Annotated in this window: 16 protein-coding genes; 5 read left to right on the top strand and 11 right to left on the bottom strand. The window is 59.2% G+C overall.

The window, feature by feature from the left end; translation table 11 throughout:
* Positions 1-42 precede the first annotated feature (42 nt).
* Together rho and trxA are read right to left on the bottom strand one after the other, a co-directional pair.
* Entirely contained in the window at positions 43-1302 is a 1260-nt protein-coding gene (rho, locus tag ACA063_RS28130; RefSeq protein WP_007942421.1) for a transcription termination factor Rho, read from the bottom strand.
* A gap of 248 nt (positions 1303-1550) precedes the next feature.
* Entirely contained in the window at positions 1551-1880 is a 330-nt protein-coding gene (gene trxA / locus ACA063_RS28135) for a thioredoxin TrxA (protein WP_003177349.1), read from the bottom strand.
* A gap of 398 nt (positions 1881-2278) precedes the next feature.
* Between trxA and ppx the strand changes: the two genes are divergently transcribed.
* Positions 2279-3781 carry an exopolyphosphatase gene (gene ppx, locus ACA063_RS28140; protein ID WP_497664154.1) on the top strand — a complete coding sequence of 501 codons (1503 nt, stop codon included), beginning with the start codon at positions 2279-2281 and terminating at the stop codon, positions 3779-3781.
* A 221-nt stretch (positions 3782-4002) separates the two neighbouring features.
* Here ppx and ppk1 read toward each other — a convergent pair whose 3' ends face one another.
* Positions 4003-6225 carry a polyphosphate kinase 1 gene (ppk1, locus tag ACA063_RS28145; RefSeq protein WP_497664155.1) on the bottom strand — a complete coding sequence of 741 codons (2223 nt, stop codon included), beginning with the start codon at positions 6223-6225 and terminating at the stop codon, positions 4003-4005.
* 17 nt (positions 6226-6242) lie between these two features.
* A complete protein-coding gene (gene hemB, locus ACA063_RS28150; RefSeq protein WP_497664156.1) occupies positions 6243-7256 on the bottom strand; it encodes a porphobilinogen synthase in 1014 nt (337 codons plus the stop codon).
* 208 nt (positions 7257-7464) lie between these two features.
* On the opposite strand from hemB, the gene ACA063_RS28155 reads away from it, so the two are divergent.
* Positions 7465-8097 carry a DedA family protein gene (locus tag ACA063_RS28155; RefSeq protein ID WP_497664157.1) on the top strand — a complete coding sequence of 211 codons (633 nt, stop codon included), beginning with the start codon at positions 7465-7467 and terminating at the stop codon, positions 8095-8097.
* Here ACA063_RS28155 and ACA063_RS28160 read toward each other — a convergent pair.
* Positions 8078-9313, bottom strand: coding sequence for a sterol desaturase family protein (locus ACA063_RS28160; protein ID WP_497664158.1), 1236 nt, complete (start codon positions 9311-9313; stop codon positions 8078-8080). The genes ACA063_RS28155 and ACA063_RS28160 overlap by 20 nt on opposite strands.
* Before the next feature lie 115 nt (positions 9314-9428).
* Between ACA063_RS28160 and elbB the strand changes: the two genes are divergently transcribed.
* Positions 9429-10097, top strand: a complete 669-nt coding sequence (gene elbB / locus ACA063_RS28165) for an isoprenoid biosynthesis glyoxalase ElbB (protein ID WP_497664159.1) — start codon at positions 9429-9431, stop codon at positions 10095-10097.
* A 79-nt stretch (positions 10098-10176) separates the two neighbouring features.
* Here elbB and ACA063_RS28170 read toward each other — a convergent pair whose 3' ends face one another.
* From ACA063_RS28170 to ACA063_RS28190, 5 genes are all read right to left on the bottom strand, one after another.
* Positions 10177-10632, bottom strand: a complete 456-nt coding sequence (locus ACA063_RS28170) for a YaiI/YqxD family protein (RefSeq protein WP_017341414.1) — start codon at positions 10630-10632, stop codon at positions 10177-10179.
* A gap of 97 nt (positions 10633-10729) precedes the next feature.
* The gene (locus tag ACA063_RS28175; protein ID WP_497664160.1) at positions 10730-12628 is read right to left on the bottom strand and encodes an FTR1 family protein; all 1899 of its coding nucleotides are present in this window, start codon (positions 12626-12628) and stop codon (positions 10730-10732) included.
* A gap of 283 nt (positions 12629-12911) precedes the next feature.
* Positions 12912-13544: a LysE family transporter gene (locus tag ACA063_RS28180; protein ID WP_497664161.1), complete on the bottom strand. Its 633-nt coding sequence runs from the start codon at positions 13542-13544 to the stop codon at positions 12912-12914.
* A gap of 214 nt (positions 13545-13758) precedes the next feature.
* Positions 13759-14340 carry a mechanosensitive ion channel domain-containing protein gene (locus tag ACA063_RS28185; protein WP_497664162.1) on the bottom strand — a complete coding sequence of 194 codons (582 nt, stop codon included), beginning with the start codon at positions 14338-14340 and terminating at the stop codon, positions 13759-13761.
* Complete coding sequence (locus ACA063_RS28190; RefSeq protein WP_497664163.1) at positions 14340-16250, bottom strand: ATP-binding cassette domain-containing protein; 1911 nt, start codon at positions 16248-16250, stop codon at positions 14340-14342. The genes ACA063_RS28185 and ACA063_RS28190 overlap by 1 nt, the downstream gene beginning before the upstream one ends.
* Positions 16251-16300: 50 nt before the next feature.
* Between ACA063_RS28190 and ACA063_RS28195 the strand changes: the two genes are divergently transcribed.
* Positions 16301-16765 carry a TIGR02444 family protein gene (locus ACA063_RS28195; RefSeq protein ID WP_497664164.1) on the top strand — a complete coding sequence of 155 codons (465 nt, stop codon included), beginning with the start codon at positions 16301-16303 and terminating at the stop codon, positions 16763-16765.
* Here the strand turns inward: ACA063_RS28195 and ACA063_RS28200 are convergent.
* Positions 16762-17934 carry an AlgP family protein gene (locus tag ACA063_RS28200; protein ID WP_497664165.1) on the bottom strand — a complete coding sequence of 391 codons (1173 nt, stop codon included), beginning with the start codon at positions 17932-17934 and terminating at the stop codon, positions 16762-16764. The genes ACA063_RS28195 and ACA063_RS28200 overlap by 4 nt on opposite strands.
* 192 nt (positions 17935-18126) lie before the next feature.
* Here ACA063_RS28200 and ACA063_RS28205 point away from each other — a divergent pair, with 192 nt between their 5' ends.
* Positions 18127-18792 (top strand): FKBP-type peptidyl-prolyl cis-trans isomerase, encoded by a 666-nt coding sequence (locus ACA063_RS28205; protein ID WP_497664166.1) that lies wholly within the window; start codon positions 18127-18129, stop codon positions 18790-18792.
* Positions 18793-18799: the final 7 nt, after the last annotated feature.

Consider the following 18799-nt stretch of genomic DNA (forward strand, 5'->3'; position numbering starts at 1 on the left):
AGCAAAAAGCCGGGTTTCCCCGGCTTTTGCTGGTCTATCGACTTACTTGCGTTTCATCGACAGGAAGAACTCATCGTTGGTCTTGGTCGTTTTCAACTTGTCGACCAGGAACTCGATGGCAGCGATTTCGTCCATCGGGTGCAGCAGCTTGCGCAGAATCCACATGCGCTGCAACTCGTCGTCGGCCGTCAGCAACTCTTCACGACGGGTGCCGGAACGGTTGATGTTGATGGCCGGGAAAACGCGTTTTTCAGCGATACGACGATCCAGAGGCAGTTCCATGTTGCCGGTGCCTTTGAATTCTTCGTAGATCACTTCGTCCATCTTCGAGCCGGTTTCAACCAGCGCGGTGGCGATGATGGTCAGCGAACCGCCTTCCTCGATGTTCCGCGCGGCGCCGAAGAAACGTTTCGGTTTCTCCAGGGCGTGGGCATCGACACCACCGGTGAGTACCTTGCCGGAGCTCGGGATCACGGTGTTGTAGGCGCGAGCCAGACGGGTGATGGAGTCAAGCAGGATCACCACGTCTTTCTTGTGTTCGACCAGGCGCTTGGCCTTTTCGATCACCATTTCGGCAACCTGCACGTGGCGGGTTGGCGGCTCGTCGAACGTCGAGGCAACTACTTCGCCGCGCACGGTGCGCTGCATTTCGGTTACTTCTTCCGGACGCTCATCGATCAGCAAAACGATCAGGTGAACTTCAGGGTTGTTACGAGCGATGTTCGCCGCGATGTTCTGCAGCATGATCGTCTTACCGGCTTTCGGCGGTGCAACGATCAGACCGCGCTGGCCTTTGCCGATCGGGGCGCACAGGTCGATTACGCGACCGGTCAAGTCTTCGGTGGAACCGTTGCCGGCTTCCATCTTCATGCGCACAGTCGGGAACAGCGGGGTCAGGTTCTCGAAGAGAATCTTGTTTTTCGCGTTCTCGGGACGATCGTAGTTGATCGTGTCGACCTTGAGCAGCGCGAAATAACGCTCGCCTTCCTTTGGAGGGCGGATCTTGCCAACGATGGTGTCACCGGTGCGCAAGTTGAAACGACGAATCTGGCTTGGCGAGACGTAGATATCGTCAGGGCCAGCGAGATAGGAAGCGTCAGCGGAGCGAAGGAAGCCGAAGCCGTCCTGGAGAATCTCCAGCACGCCATCACCGGAGATTTCCTCGCCGCTTTTAGCGTGCTTTTTGAGCAGGGAGAAAATCACGTCCTGCTTGCGCGAACGGGCCATATTTTCTATGCCCATCTGTTCGGCCAATTCGAGCAGTTCGGTAATCGGCTTTTGCTTGAGTTCAGTCAGATTCATATAGGAATGACGTAATCATTTATGGAGGGGGGAAATTAAGCTTTTGGCTTAATGAGGCCGCGCCGCAGAGAAGGCGACAGGATCGCGTACTTATTCGAAAAGGAGTGCGTCGGCGACGGCTAGCAGGGGGCAATGGAGAAACCAGTGCGGGGCCGAATGTACCACCTGAGTTTCGGAGCGTCTAGCCCTCAATAACGAAAAAGCCCCGCAATTAGCGGGGCCTTTTTTCGGACACTTTACATCGACACTTAGATGTTGGCGTCGAGGAAAGCAGCCAGTTGCGACTTCGACAGTGCGCCGACCTTGGTCGCTTCAACGTTTCCGTTCTTGAACAGCATCAGCGTCGGGATACCACGCACGCCATGCTTGGCCGGAGTTTCCTGGTTCTCGTCGATGTTCAGTTTGGCAATAGTCAGCTTGCCTTTGTAGGTTTCTGCAATCTCGTCCAGAACAGGAGCGATCATTTTGCAAGGGCCGCACCATTCAGCCCAGTAGTCGACCAGTACAGCGCCTTCGGCCTTGAGTACATCGGCCTCGAAGCTAGCGTCGCTAACGTGTTTGATAAGATCGCTGCTCATGGAAGTCTCCAGGTTGTAAGCAAAAAAACGTGGCCCATCATAGCTGCCCTTCCCTCGTTCAGGAAGGTGCAGATGATTGAGTCTCGCTATGGTGCTGCATGAGTTTGGGTATAGCTCAAGTCAAGGAGCGGTGGGAGCGAAGGTGGTCATTTCGGTAGGCTATTGAGCATTTGGTACTTTCGAGGCAGCCATCGCGAGCAGGCTCGCTCCCACAGTTGTTTTGCGCTGCCCCGGTATCGTGCAGCAACATGAAACCCTGCGGGAGCGAGCCTGCCCGCGATTGACCACCTTGCGGCCACCAGCTTTCCTGCGCCGGATCAATGCTTTGAACACTGCGCGTTGGCGGCAGCGTTTGATCGTGGCACGATGTCGAGGTTATCGACCGAGACCCCCTGACCATGCCGCAATCCCAAGCCAAGAATCTGTCCCTGATCGCCGCAATCGACCTGGGCTCTAACAGCTTTCACATGGTCGTGGCCAAGGCCCAGAACGTCGAAATCCGTATTCTCGAACGTCTCGGGGAGAAGGTTCAGCTGGCCGCCGGCATCGACGATGAACGCCAGCTCAACGAAGAATCCATGCAGCGCGGTCTGGACTGCCTGAAGCGCTTTGCCCAACTGATCAACGGTATGCCTTTGGGTGCCGTGCGAATCGTTGGCACCAACGCCCTGCGTGAAGCCCGCAACCGCGGCGAATTCATCCGCCGCGCCGAAGCCATTCTCGGACACCCGGTAGAAGTCATCTCCGGCCGTGAAGAAGCTCGCCTGATCTACCTTGGCGTGTCCCACACCCTCGCTGACACCCCGGGCAAACGCCTGGTGGCGGACATCGGCGGCGGCAGTACTGAATTCATCATCGGCCAGCGCTTCGAACCGTTGCTGCGCGAAAGCCTGCAAATGGGCTGCGTAAGCTTCACCCAGCGCTATTTCAAGGACGGCAAGATCACTCCGGCCCGCTACGCCCAGGCGTACACGGCGGCGCGCCTGGAGATCATGAGCATCGAACACGCCCTGCACCGCCTGACCTGGGATGAAGCCATCGGCTCCTCGGGCACCATCCGTGCCATCGGTCTTGCGCTGAAGGCCGGCGGTCATGGTACCGGCGAGGTGAACGCCGAAGGCCTCGCCTGGCTCAAGCGCAAGCTGTTCAAACTGGGCGATGTCGAGAAAATCGATTTCGAAGGCATCAAGCCCGACCGTCGGGCGATCTTCCCGGCCGGCCTGGCAATTCTTGAAGCGATCTTCGATGCCCTCGACTTGCAACGCATGGACCACTGTGAAGGCGCCCTTCGCGAAGGTGTGCTGTACGACCTGCTGGGCCGTCATCATCACGAAGACGTCCGTGAGCGCACGCTCAGCTCGTTGATGGAGCGTTATCACGTCGATCTGGAGCAGGCCGCACGGGTTGAACGCAAAGCGCTGCACGCGTTCGACCAAGTCGCCGAAGACTGGGATCTGGATGATGGCGTCTGGCGCGAATTGCTTGGCTGGGCAGCCAAGGTCCATGAAGTGGGCCTGGACATCGCTCATTATCATTACCACAAGCACGGTGCCTACCTGATCGAGCACTCCGACCTTGCCGGATTCTCCCGAGAAGACCAGCAAATGCTCGCGTTGCTGGTGCGTGGTCATCGACGCAACATTCCAAAAGACAAGTTTGCCGAGTTTGGTGATGACGGCATCAAGCTGATTCGCCTGTGCGTCCTGTTGCGCTTTGCGATTCTGTTCCATCACATTCGCGGCACCCAGGAAATGCCTCAGGTAATACTGCGCGCCAACGGCGATAGTCTGGATGTGTTGTTCCCGGCCAACTGGCTGGACGAAAACCAGCTGACTCAGGCTGATTTCGCGCTGGAAGCGGAATGGCTGACGCGGGTTGGGTTCGTGCTCAACGTCCGCTAAAGATTTTGATCGCCACCAAACACCTGTAGGAGCTGTCGAGTGAAACGAGGCTGCGATCTTTTGATCTTTATTTTACTGGGCGACTGAAAAGCAAGATCAAAAGATCGCAGCCTCGTTTCACTCGACAGCTCCTACAGGGAGCCAGTTCGACATGAACTCTCGGTGAAAACAAAAAGGGCGATCCATGTGGATCGCCCTTTTTTTGCCTCGACTAATGCGCGTTAACGCACTGCCAGAATCGGACTGCCCAGCCGCTCCAGCAATGTGGCCTGGGCACTGCGCGGGTTCTGGTTGCCGGTCGGCGTGTTGCGGATGTAGCGACCGTCAGACTGCAGGCTCCAGCTGTGAGTGTTATCGGTGAGATAAAGCTCCAGCTCTTTCTTGACCCGCATGACCAGCTTCTTGCCCTCCACCGGGAAACAGGTCTCGACGCGCTTGTCGAGGTTGCGCTCCATCCAGTCGGCACTGGACAGGAACATCTGTTCTTCGCCGCCATTGAGGAAGTAGAAGACCCGGGTGTGCTCCAGGAAGCGACCGATGATCGAGCGCACGTGAATGTTGTGCGAAACCCCGGCGATACCGGGACGCAGGCAGCACATGCCACGCACCACCAGATCGATACGCACCCCGGACTGGCTCGCCTTGTACAGTGCGCGAATGATCTTCGGATCGGTCAGCGAGTTGAACTTGGCGATGATGTGCGCCGGTTTGCCGTCGAGGGCGAACTGGGTTTCCCGGGCAATCATGTCAAGCATGCCCTTCTTCAGCGTGAAGGGTGCGTGCAGCAGCTTCTTCATGCGCAGGGTTTTACCCATGCCGATCAACTGACTGAACAACTTGCCGACGTCTTCGCACAAGGCGTCGTCCGACGTCAGCAGACTGTAGTCAGTGTACAAACGGGCGTTGGCCGCGTGGTAGTTACCAGTGCCCAAGTGCGCGTAACGCACGATTTCACCGGCTTCGCGGCGTAGGATCAGCATCATCTTGGCGTGCGTCTTGAAGCCGACCACACCGTAGATCACCACTGCGCCGGCTGCCTGTAGACGGCTGGCAAGTTGCAAGTTGGACTCTTCATCGAACCGCGCACGCAACTCGATTACCGCGGTGACTTCCTTGCCGTTCCGCGCGGCATCGACCAGTGCATCAACGATTTCCGAGTTCGCGCCGGAGCGGTACAGCGTCTGACGGACCGCCAGTACATGCGGGTCCTTCGCGGCCTGACGCAGCAGGTCGACGACCGGCGTGAAGGACTCGAACGGGTGCAGCAACAGGATGTCCTGCTTGCTGATCACGCTGAAGATGTTCTCGCTGTTCTGCAGCAGCTTCGGGATCTGCGGCGTGAACGGCATGTATTGCAGCTCGCGCTGGCTGTCCAGGCCGGTGATGCTGAACAGACGGGTCAGGTTGACCGGGCCGTTGACCTGATACAGCTCGGTTTCGTGCAGGTTGAACTGCTTGAGCAAGTAGTCGGACAGGTGTTTTGGGCAAGTGTCGGCCACTTCCAGACGCACCGCGTCACCGTAGCGACGGGAGAACAACTCGCCGCGCAGGGCGCGGGCCAGGTCTTCCACGTCTTCGGTATCAACCGCGAGGTCGGCGTTTCGGGTCAGGCGGAACTGGTAGCAGCCCTTGACCTTCATGCCCTGGAACAGGTCATCGGCGTGCGCGTGGATCATTGACGACAGGAACACATAATTGTCGCCAGCGCCGCCCACTTCTTCCGGCAACTTGATAACGCGTGGAAGAAGACGGGGTGCCGGAATGATCGCCAGACCGGAATCGCGACCGAAAGCGTCGATGCCTTCGAGCTCGACGATGAAGTTCAGGCTCTTGTTCACCAACAGTGGAAACGGGTGCGTCGGGTCGAGGCCGATCGGGGTAATGATCGGCGCGATCTCGTCGCGGAAATAACGGCGCACCCAGGTTTTGATCTTGGTGGTCCAGTGACGCCGACGGATGAAGCGGACCTGATGCTTTTCCAGCTCCGGCAACAGAATGTCGTTGAGGATCGCGTACTGGCGGTCGACGTGGCCGTGTACCAGCTCACTGATGCGCGCCAGAGCCTGATGGGGTTGCAGGCCGTCGGCACCGGCTTGTTCACGGGCGAAGGTGATCTGCTTCTTCAGGCCGGCAACACGAATCTCAAAGAACTCGTCCAGGTTGCTGGAGAAGATCAGCAGGAACTTCAGCCGCTCCAGCAATGGGTAGGACTCATCCAGCGCCTGCTCCAGCACGCGGATGTTGAACTGCAGTTGCGAGAGCTCGCGGTGGATGTACAGGCTGCTGTCATCCAGGCCGGGAATGGCAATCGCCGGCGCCGCCGAAACGGGCTCGGCCACTACCGTGGGGGGAGCAGGCTCAAGTTCCGGTGGCGTTTCGGCGATTTGCTCAACCACGGGTTGAGCTTCTTTTACGGCAACTTCAGTGAGTCCTTCGGTATTCATGACCTTTTCCTGGAGGGCTATTTTTGCTCTCGTAGCAATTGAGCGGCACGGACGGCAAAGTAAGTCAGGATGCCATCGGCGCCTGCACGTTTAAAAGCGGTCAGGGATTCGAGGATAACCCCTTCGCTCAACCAGCCATTCTGGATTGCCGCCATGTGCATGGCGTATTCGCCGCTGACTTGGTAAACAAACGTCGGTACTTTGAATTCTTCTTTGACCCGGTAAAGGATGTCCAGGTACGGCATGCCTGGCTTGACCATGACCATGTCCGCGCCTTCTGACAAGTCCGCCGCCACTTCGTGCAGGGCTTCGTTGCTGTTCGCCGGGTCCATCTGATAGGAGGCCTTGTTGGCCTTGCCCAGGTTCAGCGCCGAACCGACCGCATCGCGGAACGGCCCGTAGTACGCGCTGGCGTACTTCGCCGAGTAAGCCATGATCCGCACGTTGACGTGATCGGCCAGCTCCAGTGCTTCGCGGATCGCCTGGATCCGACCGTCCATCATGTCCGAGGGGGCCACCACCTGGGCGCCCGCTTCGGCGTGGGACAAGGCCTGTTTGACCAGTGCATCGACGGTGATGTCGTTCTGCACGTAGCCTTCTTCGTCGAGGATACCGTCCTGCCCGTGGGTGGTGAACGGGTCCAGGGCGACGTCGGTGATCACGCCAAGCTCCGGGAACTGCGCTCGTAGCGCTCGGGTGGCGCGCTGGGCAATACCGTTCGGGTTCCAGGCTTCGGCGGCGTCCAGGGACTTGAGTTCCGATGGTGTCACCGGAAACAGTGCCAGCGCCGGAATCCCCAGCTCGACCCACTTGGCCGCCTCTTCCAGCAACAGGTCGATGGTCAGGCGTTCTACGCCCGGCATCGAGGCCACCGCTTCACGGCGGTTTTCACCGTCCAGCACAAACACCGGCAGGATCAGGTCATCGACGGTCAGAACGTTTTCACGGACCAGTCGACGCGAAAAATCATCACGACGGTTGCGACGCAGGCGGGTTGCAGGAAACAAACGATTGGCGGGGGTGAAACTCACGGCAGACTCCTGAGCCCGTGCTGACGGGCGAGCGTGACAGTTATAAGCGGGCATTATGACCGTCGTGTGACAGTTATGTGCACTCCCATATTCTGTAGCCATATTCCATTGTCCTTGTAGGAAATGTTCACGTCGAGACACATTTGGACACTTTCATGAATGTGCACGAAGGGTTAGGCTGCGCGTTCATTTCGCCAGCACCCAGACAATGCTCCAGCAATTTCTTCAGGAATTCGGGTATTTCGCCCTCTTTCTCGGCACGTTCTTCGAAGGCGAAACCATTCTGGTGCTCGCGGGTTTCCTCGCGTTTCGCGGATACATGGATATCAAGATCGTCACCATCGTGGCGTTTTGTGGCAGTTACGCGGGTGATCAGCTGTGGTACTTCCTGGGGCGCAAGCACGGGCGTAAGTTGCTCGCGCGCAAACCACGCTGGCAATTGTTGGGTGATCGGGCGCTGGAGCATATCCGCAAGCACCCTGACATCTGGGTCCTGAGTTTTCGGTTTGTCTACGGTTTGCGCACCGTCATGCCCGTGGCGATTGGCCTGTCGGGCTATCCGCCGGGACGCTATCTGTTGCTGAACGGCATTGGCGCGGCGATCTGGGCAAGCGCGCTGGCAGCGGCGGCCTATCATTTCGGCGCGGTGCTTGAAGGCATGCTCGGCAGCGTCAAGAAATACGAGCTCTGGGTGCTCGGCGCCCTGCTGGTGCTGGGTGTCGGCCTGTGGCTGCGCCGGCGCTTCAAGAACGCTCGCCTGGCCAGGAAAGTCTACGCTGACGAACAAGCCCTGAAGGCCGAACAGGCCAAAGCTGACGTGACTAAGACGCCAACCGAGTAACCCGGTCTCTGCAACAGTAGAGCCCGATCCCGCTGAGCAGGCTGTAACTCAGCAGCGCGATCCAGCCCACTGCACTGGCGGGCCACAGCCCGACCATCGGCGCCAGCCATACCAGCGGCACGTTCGAAGCCAGCCTCAGCAGCTCAAGCTTCACCGCCCACGGCCGATTCTCCAGGGCGACGCCCAACGTGAACAATCCCAACGCCACCGCGCCCCAGCCGAGCACCAGTGCGGCGGTCGACAGGCTTCGCTCCATATTCATCAAGTAGCTGCCAAGCGCGATGTAGACGCAAAACTGCAGCGCCACATACACCTGCTGACGCCCGTCCAGAGGCACTTCAAACTTGCGGAACTGACTCAGGTCCGGCTTGCTCATCGGGTAGCTTGCCGCGACATCTGCCGGGCGCCATCCGGTGCGCATGAACCAGATGCGCAGCTTGTCCCACTTGCTCTGCGTCCGTCGCGCGTCATCCCACAACTGCACGTAAAACTGCACGTTCGCCCACAGTGGATTCCAGCTCGCGAGCGGTGTTGTCACACCGAAGATAACCGGCTCGTTGTCGTCTTCTTCCTGGAACGAGCCAAACAGACGGTCCCAAATAATGAACACACCGCCATAGTTGCGATCCATGTAGAGAGCGTTCTGTGCATGGTGAGCCCGATGATTGGATGGCGTGACAAAAAACCACTCGTACCAGCCAAGCTTGGGGATGTGTCGGGTATGCACCCAGAATTGGTAAAGCAGGTTCAGCGCCGCGACGCTGATGAACACCAGCAGCGGTACGCCCAGCACGGCCATGGGCAGGTAGAAAATCCAGCTCAGCAAAAAGCCGGTGCTGGTTTGGCGCAAAGCCGTGGAGAGGTTGTAGTCCTCGCTCTGGTGATGCACCGAATGCGCGGCCCAGAGGATGTTGCGTTCATGGCCCATGCGATGCAGCCAGTAGTAGCAGAAATCGTAAAGGACAAAGGCAAACACCCAGACCCAGACGCTGTCGGCAGACAGCTCGAACAGTGCCAGATGCTTGAGCGCATAGGCATAAGTCAACAGCCCGACACCCTTGGTCAGCAGGCCCGTGGTGGTCGACAAAACACCGGTACTGATGCTGTTGATCGCGTCGGCGATCCGGTAATTGCTCATCCCGCGCCAACGGTCAGCCAACAGCTCTACGGCGATCAGCACCAGGAAAAACGGAACGGCATACAGAATGAGGTCCATGACGCGTCCTGATCGGGATCTTGAACACAGATCCTAGGTGTAGCCGCCCATTATCCCTATGGCAACCGATGACAAATTAGTGGACATTTAGCGCCATAAATCAGGAGAAAAGCCCATGAGCAAAAAAATTGCAGTGATCCTTTCCGGCTGTGGCGTTTACGACGGCGCCGAAATCCACGAGAGCGTGATCACTCTACTGCGATTGGACCAGCGCGGCGCTCAGGTGCAGTGCTTTGCCCCAAACATCGCGCAGCTGCATGTGATCAACCATCTGACGGGGGAAGAAATGCCCGAGTCGCGCAATGTGCTGGTGGAATCCGCGCGAATTGCACGGGGCAATATCAAGGACATTCGCGAAGCCAGTGTCGATGACTTCGACGCGTTGATCGTGCCGGGCGGTTTCGGAGCGGCGAAGAATCTGTCGAACTTTGCCATCGAAGGCGCCGGCTGCACGGTGCACCCGGACGTTCTGGCACTGACCGAAGCCTTCGCCGAAGCCGGTAAGCCAGTCGGGCTGATCTGCATTTCTCCGGCGCTTGCGGCGAAAATCTATGGTCCTGGCGTGACCTGCACCATCGGCAACGATGCCGAGACTGCTGCCGCCATGAACAAAATGGGTGCGACGCACGCGGATTGCGCGGTGACTGACATCGTTGAGGACAAGGCGCGCAAACTGGTGAGCACTCCGGCTTACATGCTGGCGCAAAGCATTGGTGAAGCTGCATCGGGAATCAACAAACTGGTCGACCGCGTGCTTGAACTGACCCACGAAAACGATGTTTAAAGGAAAGATCAAAAGATCGCAGGCTGCGCCAGCTCCTACGTGGACCGGATGCGCACCTTTTTAGGAGCCTGCGATCGTTTCAGGGCTTGCGGGTAAGGCGTGTCAGTATTCGATCCAGCGCATTGGCAAACGCTTGCTTCTCGCGCTCGCCAAACGGCGCTGGACCACCGCTCATCTGGCCTTGCTCACGCAGATCGGTAAACAGGTTACGCACCGCCAGTCGATCGCCCATGTTCTGTGCATCGAATTCCTTGCCACGAGGATCCAGCGCAGCGACGCCCTTCTTCACCAGCCGGTCAGCCAGCGGAACATCACTGCAGATCACCAGCTCGCCAGGCACCGCGTGTTCCACCAGGTAATCATCTGCCGCATCCGGGCCACTGGGCACCACAATTAATTTCACGAGGGCCAGCCCCGGTTTGATTTGCGGCTGTCCAGCCACGAGCACCACTTCGAACTGGCGCTTGAGGGCGAACTTCACGACCAGGTCTTTTGCCGCTCGAGGGCAGGCGTCGGCATCGATCCAGACACGCATTGGGTGTTCTCCTGTAAAAAGCATCTCGGGCAAGCGTTGTTCCTACAGATACGACCTGTGGGAGGGCTTGCCCGCGATTGTGAGCGCAGCGAATGCTTTAGGAAACCTGAACCCGCCGCTTCTCCGCCAACCAACTACGGCCATACAGGACAATAATCGCAATGATCGCCGCCGCCTGCGCACTCAGCGAATAGGCGTCAGCGTGGATGCCCAGCCAGTCGAAGTCAAAGAACGGCACGGGATGGGTGCCAAAGATGCCGGCTTCCTGCAATGCCTTCACGCCATGCCCGGCGAACACCACTGACAACGCGCACAGCAGACCAGCGTTGATGCCAAAGAACAACGACAGCGGCAGTTTTGCCGAGCCTCGCAGGATCACCCAGGCCAACCCGACCAGCAGCACCAGCGCCGTTGCTCCGCCGGCCAGCACCGCGTTATGACCGGCAGGGCCCGCCTGCAACCACAAGGTTTCGTAGAACAGAATGACCTCGAACAACTCGCGGTACACGGAGAAGAACGCCAGCGTCGCGAACCCGAAACGCCCACCACCGCCCACCAGGCTGCTCTTGATGTAATCCTGCCAGGCCGCAGCATGACGGCGATCGTGCATCCAAACGCCGAGCCACAGCACCATGACGCTGGCAAACAGCGCCGTCGCACCTTCGAGCAATTCGCGCTGGGAACCGCTGACATCGATCACATACGCCGCCAGCGCCCACGTGGCCAGACCCGCCAGCAGCGCCAGGCCCCAACCCACGTTGACGCTGCGCACGGCAGATTGCTGGCCGGTGTTACGCAGGAACGCGAGGATCGCCGCCAGCACCAGAATCGCTTCCAGGCCTTCGCGCAACAGAATCAACAGACCGGAAATGTAGCTCAGGGACCAACTCAGGCCGTCACTGCCCAACAGACCGGCCGATTCCTTCAATTTGGTTTTCGCCATGTCCAGACGCTGCTGAACCTGGGCCACTGGCAAACCATCCTGCAACGCCTGGCGGTACGCCATCAGCGATTTTTCAGTGTCCTTGCGGACGTTGGCGTCGACGTTGTCCAGGGAGCTCTCGACCAGTTCGAAGCCCTCCAGGTAAGCCGCTACCGACAAGTCATACGCCTGATCGTGATCGCCCGCACGGTAGGCCGCGATGCTCTTGTCCAGAGTCGCTGCCGTGTAGTCGAGCAGTTGCGCCGGCCCGCGCTTGGCCTGCGGTGGCTGAGCTCGCTGCGCACGATAGACCCCTGCGGCTTGCAGTCCTTCGGCGGCCTGCACTTCAGCGGGCGTTTGCCGGGACAGGTCAGCAATGTTGTAGGTTTTCTCAGAGGTCGCAGCAGCCGGATCGGCGCTGAAGCTGGCGATATAGGTCGCCAGGTCCCAGCGCTGACGATCGTCCAGTTGATCTGCAAAGGCTGGCATATCGGTGCCTTCGATACCCAGGCCCAGCGTGCTGTAGATCGCGTAGAGACTCAGGTGATCCATGCGTGCGCTGTCGCGCAAATTGGATGGCGGCGGCGTCAGACCAACGCCCGCCGGACCGTCGCCTGCGCCCGCATCACCGTGGCAGACCGAACAATGCTGTGCATACAGCGGCGCACCCCGGGTCGGATCGGGTGTAATGATCGGCGCCTGACTGACTTCGTAAGTGACGGCGAGTTTTGCACCGAGCTGCCGCGCCTGACGGCTGACATCTGCGCCGTCCTGACGATCTGTAACGGCACTGCGCAATGCGCGGAGGCCCTGCTCCAGCCCGGCTTGCTCCGACTTGGCGGGCATCGCGACGATCAGGCCTTGCAGCGCTTTTATGGAATCCAGCTGCGCGTGGTATTTGGATTCATTGATGACCTTGCCCGCCTGGACCGTTTGCGGATAGTCGGCGCCAATGTAATCGAGCATGTGCAGCGCTTGTGGCGCGCCTTCCACCGTGTCGGCCAGCAGTTGGGAACTGCCGAACGCCGCGAGCGATAACACGAGCCAGGCCAGTAGTCGTGATGGGGCAATCATGAATGAATCTCAATTGGAAATACGAAGTTACACATTGTTCACTTCGAATCCCATTCACTCAAGCTTTGTTCGCTGATACCGGACGTTCTGCGCAGATTCGGAGCAAGGGTCAATGCACAGTTGGCGTAGTTTTTTGTGGCGAGGGAGCTTGCTCCCGCTGGGCAGCGAAGCGGCCCTAAAAAACGGGCCTGCTGCGCAGTCCAGCGGGAGCAAGCTCCCTCGCCACAGGCTTCGCGTAAGGCTTAACTGTATGCAGTGACCACCTTATTCAGGCCCGCAGGCTTTACACCGCCGCCTTGCGCAGCGTCGCCATGAACGCAGCCGCGCCAATGAAAAGTCCGGCAAACGTACGATTCATGCGTTTTTGCTGCGTGGGTGTGCGCAGCAGTCGCAGCACCTTCGATGCCAGGCCTGTGTAGCCGGCCATGACGATCAGATCCACGCAGACCATGGTGACGCCGATGATCAGGTATTGAGCCAACAGCGGCGCATGCGGGTCAATGAACTGCGGCAGCACCGCCAGCATGAATATCAGTGCCTTGGGGTTGCTGATGTTGACCAGGAAGCCGCGGAACACCAGGGCCATCGGCTTGCCGATCTGACGTATCGCCGCATCGTCGCTCATGTCACTGGGCAGCGCGCGCCATTGCTTGATCGCGAGGTAAACCAGGTAGGCAACGCCGAACCATTTGATGGCATAGAACGCCGTGGCCGACGCGGTGAGGATCGCACCTACACCCGCACCGACGATTGCAATCTGCACCGCCAGGCCCAGCTGCAAGCCGAGAGCGTTCCAGTAACCGCGCCAGAAACCGTATTGCAGACCACTGGACATCGACGCAATAGCGCCGGCACCGGGGGACAGGCTGATCACCCAGCAGGCGGCAAAGAACGCCAGCCATGTTTGAAGCTCCATTGCACACCTCGACTCAGACTCGTGACAGACGTCTAAGCTAATGCGGCTCTGGGCTGATGACTAATGATTTTTTTGCAGGATGTTGCGACTACGGGACGTGCTGAGGGCCTGGAGGGGGCGTCGTCTGACAGACCGTCATCGCGAGCGTGATCGACGCGCTCCCGTTGTGGGAGCGAGCCTGCTCGCGATGACGGAATGTCATGCAACGGAAAAGCTATTTTTCAAACCCGCTCGAAGGAAACACATCACTTCCGCGCCAGCGTCGAACCGAGCGCTGGAAGAACAGGCTATTGGGTACTTGCACCATTGCGCTGCCGGTACCGAGTTCTTCGGCCTCGATCAACGTGGTGTAGAGCAGGTTGATTGCCACCACCCGACCTCTGACGCCCGGCTTGTCAGTAGTGTCCACCAGCTCGACCACATCACCGATGCGAAACGGGCCGACCGTAAAGATCAGGATGGCGCAAAGCAGATTGGAGAGCACGCTCCACATGGCGAAGAACGCCACAGCCGCTACGGCAACGAAACCGGACAATGCCGTCCAGAGCACCGTGGCCGATACCCCGAGTCGTTCCAGCACAAAGATCAGCGCACTGCCCATGATCAGCCAGCGCAGACCGCCCCGCAGCGGCAATAGCAACTGCGGCGGAAACGGATAACGCTCGCCCAGACGGTTCAGGCATTTGGCGACAAAGCGCTGGGCGATGTAACCCGCCAACAGGATCAGCAGAATCTGCACAACCAGCCAGATCGGTTCGATCCACACAGCCGACAGCGGTACCCTGAACGCTTCCATCAGGACAGCGCCTCCAGCTCCGCCTGCATGCTTTCGAGCAATTCGAGGGCTTCCATCCAGGCTTCCTCCAGCTCGGCTTCACGCACCTTCAGCTTGGCTTGTTCAGCCAGCAGATCCCGCAATTCGTTCTTGCGCGCCGGTTCGTAAATATCACTGTCACCAAGGCTGGTATCGATCTTCGCCAGTTTCTCGTGAAGCTTGCCCAGTTCAGCTTCAAGCTTGTCAGCTTCGCGCTTGTGCGGCGCCAGTTGCTGACGCAATGCAGCGGCAGCCTGACGTTGGGCCTTCTTGTCGGTCTTGTCCGGATTGACCGGGGTGTTGCTGACCGGCGCATTGCGCTGACGATAATCCACCAGCCAACGGGTGTAATCCTCCAGATCGCCGTCGAACTCCTCGACCTTGCCATCCGCCACCAGATAGAAATTGTCGGTGGTGCTTTTGAGCAGATGACGATCGTGGGAGACCACCAGTACCGCGCCCGAGAACTCTTGCAGCGCCATGGTCAGTGCAAGACGCATTTCCAGATCGAGGTGGTTGGTGGGTTCGTCGAGCAGCAACAGGTTCGGCCGGCCCCAGGCGATCAACGCCAAAGCCAGACGGGCCTTCTCGCCACCGGAAAAATTCAGGACAGGCTCGTCGATGCGCGCCCCACGGAAGTCGAAACCGCCGAGGAAATCGCGCAGCGTCTGTTCCCGCTCGGTCGGCGCCAGGCGCTGCATATGCAGTAATGGGCTGGCCTTGGAGTCGAGCGAGTCCAGTTGATGCTGGGCAAAATAGCCAACCACGGTGTTCTCGCCACGGGTCAGGCGCCCGGACAATGGCTCGAGCTCACCGGCAAGGTTTTTGATCAGGGTCGATTTACCGGCACCGTTGGGGCCGAGCAAACCGATGCGCGCACCGGGGGTCAGTTGCAGCTTGACCTTCTCCAGCACGGCTCGCTCGCCGTAACCCAATCGTGCTTCGGAGATGTCAATCAACGGGCTGGAGATCTTGTGCGACTCGCGGAAAACAAAGTCGAACGGCGAATCAACGTGGGCGGCGGACAATTCTTCCATCCGCTCCAGCGCCTTGATCCGGCTCTGCGCCTGACGGGCCTTGGTGGCCTGGGCCTTGAAGCGGGCGATGTAGCTTTCCATGTGCGCACGTTGCGCCTGCTGCTTCTCGTACGCCTGCTGCTGCTGGGCCAGACGCTCGGCACGGGCGCGCTCGAAGGCGCTGTAGCCACCGCGATACAAGGTGATCTTGCGCTGATCGACGTGCGCCACGTGATCGACCACGGCATCGAGGAAATCCCGGTCGTGGGAAATCAGCATCAAGGTGCCGGGATAGCTTTTCAGCCATTCTTCGAGCCAGATTATGGCGTCGAGGTCCAAGTGGTTGGTCGGTTCGTCGAGCAACAACAGGTCCGATGGGCACATCAATGCCTGCGCCAGGTTCAGGCGCATCCGCCAGCCACCGGAGAAATCTCCAACCTGACGATCCATTTGATCGTTGGTGAACCCCAGACCGGCCAGCAGCTTGCGCGCCCGGGCGTCGGCGGTGTAACCGTCGGCACTGTCGAGTTCAGCGTGCAGGCGGGCCTGAGCGGCACCGTCATGGGCCGCTTCGGCCGCGGCGAGGTCACGTTGCACCTCACGCAGGCGCAGGTCACCATCGAGCACGTAGTCGACCGCGATGCGATCGAGGGTGTCGATCTCCTGGCGCATGTGGGCGATGCGCCAGTCCGCCGGCAAGAAGCAATCACCCGAATCCGGGTGCAGGTCGCCCAGAAGCAAGGCGAACAGGCTCGATTTGCCGGCGCCGTTGGCACCGATGAGGCCGGCTTTGTGGCCGGCGTGCAGGGTCAGCTCGGCGTCTTCTAGCAGACGTTGAGGGCCACGCTGTAAAGTCAGGTTCTGAAGTCGAATCATAATGGCGGCGGAGTCTACCAGCTTCGCTCGCAACTGGCGCGAGTAGCACCATGTCCTCTGACCTGTGGAGCTTTTCCCTTACCACGTACGCCCGACCCGGCGTTGAACAGGCATGCCTGCAGTTGCAGGCGGCGGGTGCGAACGTATGCCTGCTGCTATGTGGGCTGTGGCTGGATCAACGGAAGGTCGAATGCAGTGAGCAGCGATTGCAGCAGCTTCGACGCGTAGCGGAGGATTGGGACGCAGATGTTGTGCAGCCACTTCGAGCATTGCGTATGCAATGGAAAGCCGTCGCGGCCGAAGATGCCGATCTGGATGCGTTACGCGAGAAAGTGAAGGCGCTGGAACTGGAAGCCGAGCAACGCCTGTTGCTGCGACTGGAGCAAACGGCGCAGCGTTGGCCGCAAGACGAGGTGACCGCTTTATCGGCCTGGCTGGAAAGTATCGCGGCGGACACCGCCAACCTGGACCGCGACGCGCTGCATCAGCTGCGCGTCGCGGCGACCGGCACTTAGGAAGCGCTGGTCGGCGTGGTGCTGGTGCTCGACGAAGCGGCTGGCGTTGGCGCCGGCGAGGTAGTCGAGGTAGTGGCGGCTGGAGCAGTCGAAGCCGAAGCAGAAGCAGAAGCAGACGGTGCTGCAGCTGCTGGTTTGGCTGCTGGGGCAACGGTCGGTTTCACAGCAGCAGCCGGCTTTTTCACGGCAGGTTTTGCTGCAGGCTTGGCCGCAGGTTTTGCAGCCGGTTTGGCGGCGGCAGGTTTGGCGGCTGGTTTCGCAGCTGCAGGCTTGGCGGCAGCGGCCGGTTTCGCAGCAGCAGTTTTTGCAGCCGGCTTGGCGGCAGGCTTGGCCGCAGCTTTTGCAGCAGGTTTAGCAGCTGGTTTTGCCGCCGGCTTGGCAGCGGTTTTTGCCGCTACAGGTTTCGCGGCAGGCTTGGCAGCCGGTTTCGCAGCAGCCGTTTTAGCAGCAGTTTTAGTAACTGGTTTTGCCGCTGGCTTGGCAGCGGTTTTTGCAGCTACAGGTTTTGCGGCGGCCTTGGCAGCCGGCTTCGCAGCAGCGGTTTTAGCCGCTGGTTTTGCGGCAGGTTTCGCAGCTGGTTTGGCAGCAGCTGTTTTCGCCGCAGCAGGTTTGGCAGCGGCAGCTCTTGCAGCTGGCTTGGCGGCAGCAGTTCTGGCGGCAGGTTTTGTTGCAGCTTTCACTGGTGCTTTGGCGGCAGCTTTAACCGGTGCTTTTGCAGCAGCTGGTTTGGCAGCGGCTTTCTTGGCAGGTGCAGAAGCAGGCTTGGCTGAACGCAGGGACAACGCCTTGCCGACAGCCTCTTGTACACGACCGACGCCCTGGGCCAGTTTCAGGCTTTCTTGAGCATCGCGCTTGAGTTGCAGAATGTAGGTACGCGTTTCGGATTGACGATCCTTGAGGGCATCGAGCAGGTCCTCAAGTTCTTTCACCGCACCCTTGGCTTTGGTCTGTGCCTTGGCCTTTCCGGCGGACGCCGCATCTTGCAATTTGGTGCGGGACTTGTGCAGTTTTTCCTGCGCTTTTCCGCGCTGCTTTTCCAGTTTGGCGAGCAGTTTTTCAGCATCAGCCAAGGCTTGAGAACAAGCGGTTTCCAAATGTTCGAGCAAGCTGCCCGAAAGTTGTTGGAGTAAGTGCAACGGGGTATTTACAGGCTTCTTGGTGGCCGACATGGTTTACCTCCTGGCTGACGTGGGTGCGGCTCATACTAGACCTCTGCTGACACCGCCGCTAGGTCATCTTGACAGTATCGAAAGCACTACGTTGCAAAGGATCGAAAATCTTCTGCGCCCGCGTAAAACCAGTTCACCGTTAAGCGTATTTACCCTGGCATAATCTGCCGCATCTCAGGCCGGAGAGTGCCCATGTCGCGTCACCTTTTTTTATCGTTGTGCGTGTTTTTTTCCGTCGCGCAAGCTGCCGAAAAACCCACAGAAAATGACGCCCATGATCTCGCGTACAGCCTGGGTGCGAGCCTCGGTGAACGCCTTCGCCAAGAGGTTCCGGACTTGCAGCTGCAGGCGTTACTGGAAGGCTTGCAGCAAGCGTATCAAGGCAAGCCGCTGGCGTTGAAAGACGAGCAGATCGATCAGATTCTGGCCGAGCACGAAGCGCAGATCGCGGAGCAACCGGCCATACCGCAAAGCGAAGTCGCACTGGAAAGAGAGCAGCGATTTCTCACCGAAGAAAAAGCCAAGCCGGGTGTACGTGAGTTGGCGAACGGAATTTTGCTGACGGAGCTGACACCCGGCACCGGCGCCAAAGCCGGACCGAACGGCAAAGTTCAGGTGCTGTACATCGGACGCCTTCCCGACGGCTCGGTGTTCGATCAAAACAGTCAGCCGCAGTGGTTCAGCCTCGACAGCGTGATCACCGGTTGGCGCACTGCCCTGCAGAATATGCCGGTCGGCGCGAAATGGCGTTTGGTAATTCCGTCAGCCCAAGCCTATGGCGCGGACGGTGCCGGCGACTTGATCGCGCCGTTCACACCTTTGGTGTTCGAAGTAGAATTACGCGGCGCTACGGGTTAAACGGCGT

Source organism: Pseudomonas sp. LBUM1643 (assembly GCF_059716215.1).

Coding starts and splice junctions, on each gene's coding strand:
- rho (WP_007942421.1), bottom strand. CDS start 1,302: ATGAATCTGACTGAACTCAAGCAAAAGCCGATTACCGAACTGCTCGAA.
- trxA (WP_003177349.1), bottom strand. CDS start 1,880: ATGAGCAGCGATCTTATCAAACACGTTAGCGACGCTAGCTTCGAGGCC.
- ppx (WP_497664154.1), top strand. CDS start 2,279: ATGCCGCAATCCCAAGCCAAGAATCTGTCCCTGATCGCCGCAATCGAC.
- ppk1 (WP_497664155.1), bottom strand. CDS start 6,225: ATGAATACCGAAGGACTCACTGAAGTTGCCGTAAAAGAAGCTCAACCC.
- ACA063_RS28155 (WP_497664157.1), top strand. CDS start 7,465: ATGCTCCAGCAATTTCTTCAGGAATTCGGGTATTTCGCCCTCTTTCTC.
- ACA063_RS28160 (WP_497664158.1), bottom strand. CDS start 9,313: ATGGACCTCATTCTGTATGCCGTTCCGTTTTTCCTGGTGCTGATCGCC.
- elbB (WP_497664159.1), top strand. CDS start 9,429: ATGAGCAAAAAAATTGCAGTGATCCTTTCCGGCTGTGGCGTTTACGAC.
- ACA063_RS28170 (WP_017341414.1), bottom strand. CDS start 10,632: ATGCGTGTCTGGATCGATGCCGACGCCTGCCCTCGAGCGGCAAAAGAC.
- ACA063_RS28175 (WP_497664160.1), bottom strand. CDS start 12,628: ATGATTGCCCCATCACGACTACTGGCCTGGCTCGTGTTATCGCTCGCG.
- ACA063_RS28180 (WP_497664161.1), bottom strand. CDS start 13,544: ATGGAGCTTCAAACATGGCTGGCGTTCTTTGCCGCCTGCTGGGTGATC.
- ACA063_RS28185 (WP_497664162.1), bottom strand. CDS start 14,340: ATGGAAGCGTTCAGGGTACCGCTGTCGGCTGTGTGGATCGAACCGATC.
- ACA063_RS28190 (WP_497664163.1), bottom strand. CDS start 16,250: ATGATTCGACTTCAGAACCTGACTTTACAGCGTGGCCCTCAACGTCTG.
- ACA063_RS28195 (WP_497664164.1), top strand. CDS start 16,301: ATGTCCTCTGACCTGTGGAGCTTTTCCCTTACCACGTACGCCCGACCC.
- ACA063_RS28200 (WP_497664165.1), bottom strand. CDS start 17,934: ATGTCGGCCACCAAGAAGCCTGTAAATACCCCGTTGCACTTACTCCAA.
- ACA063_RS28205 (WP_497664166.1), top strand. CDS start 18,127: ATGTCGCGTCACCTTTTTTTATCGTTGTGCGTGTTTTTTTCCGTCGCG.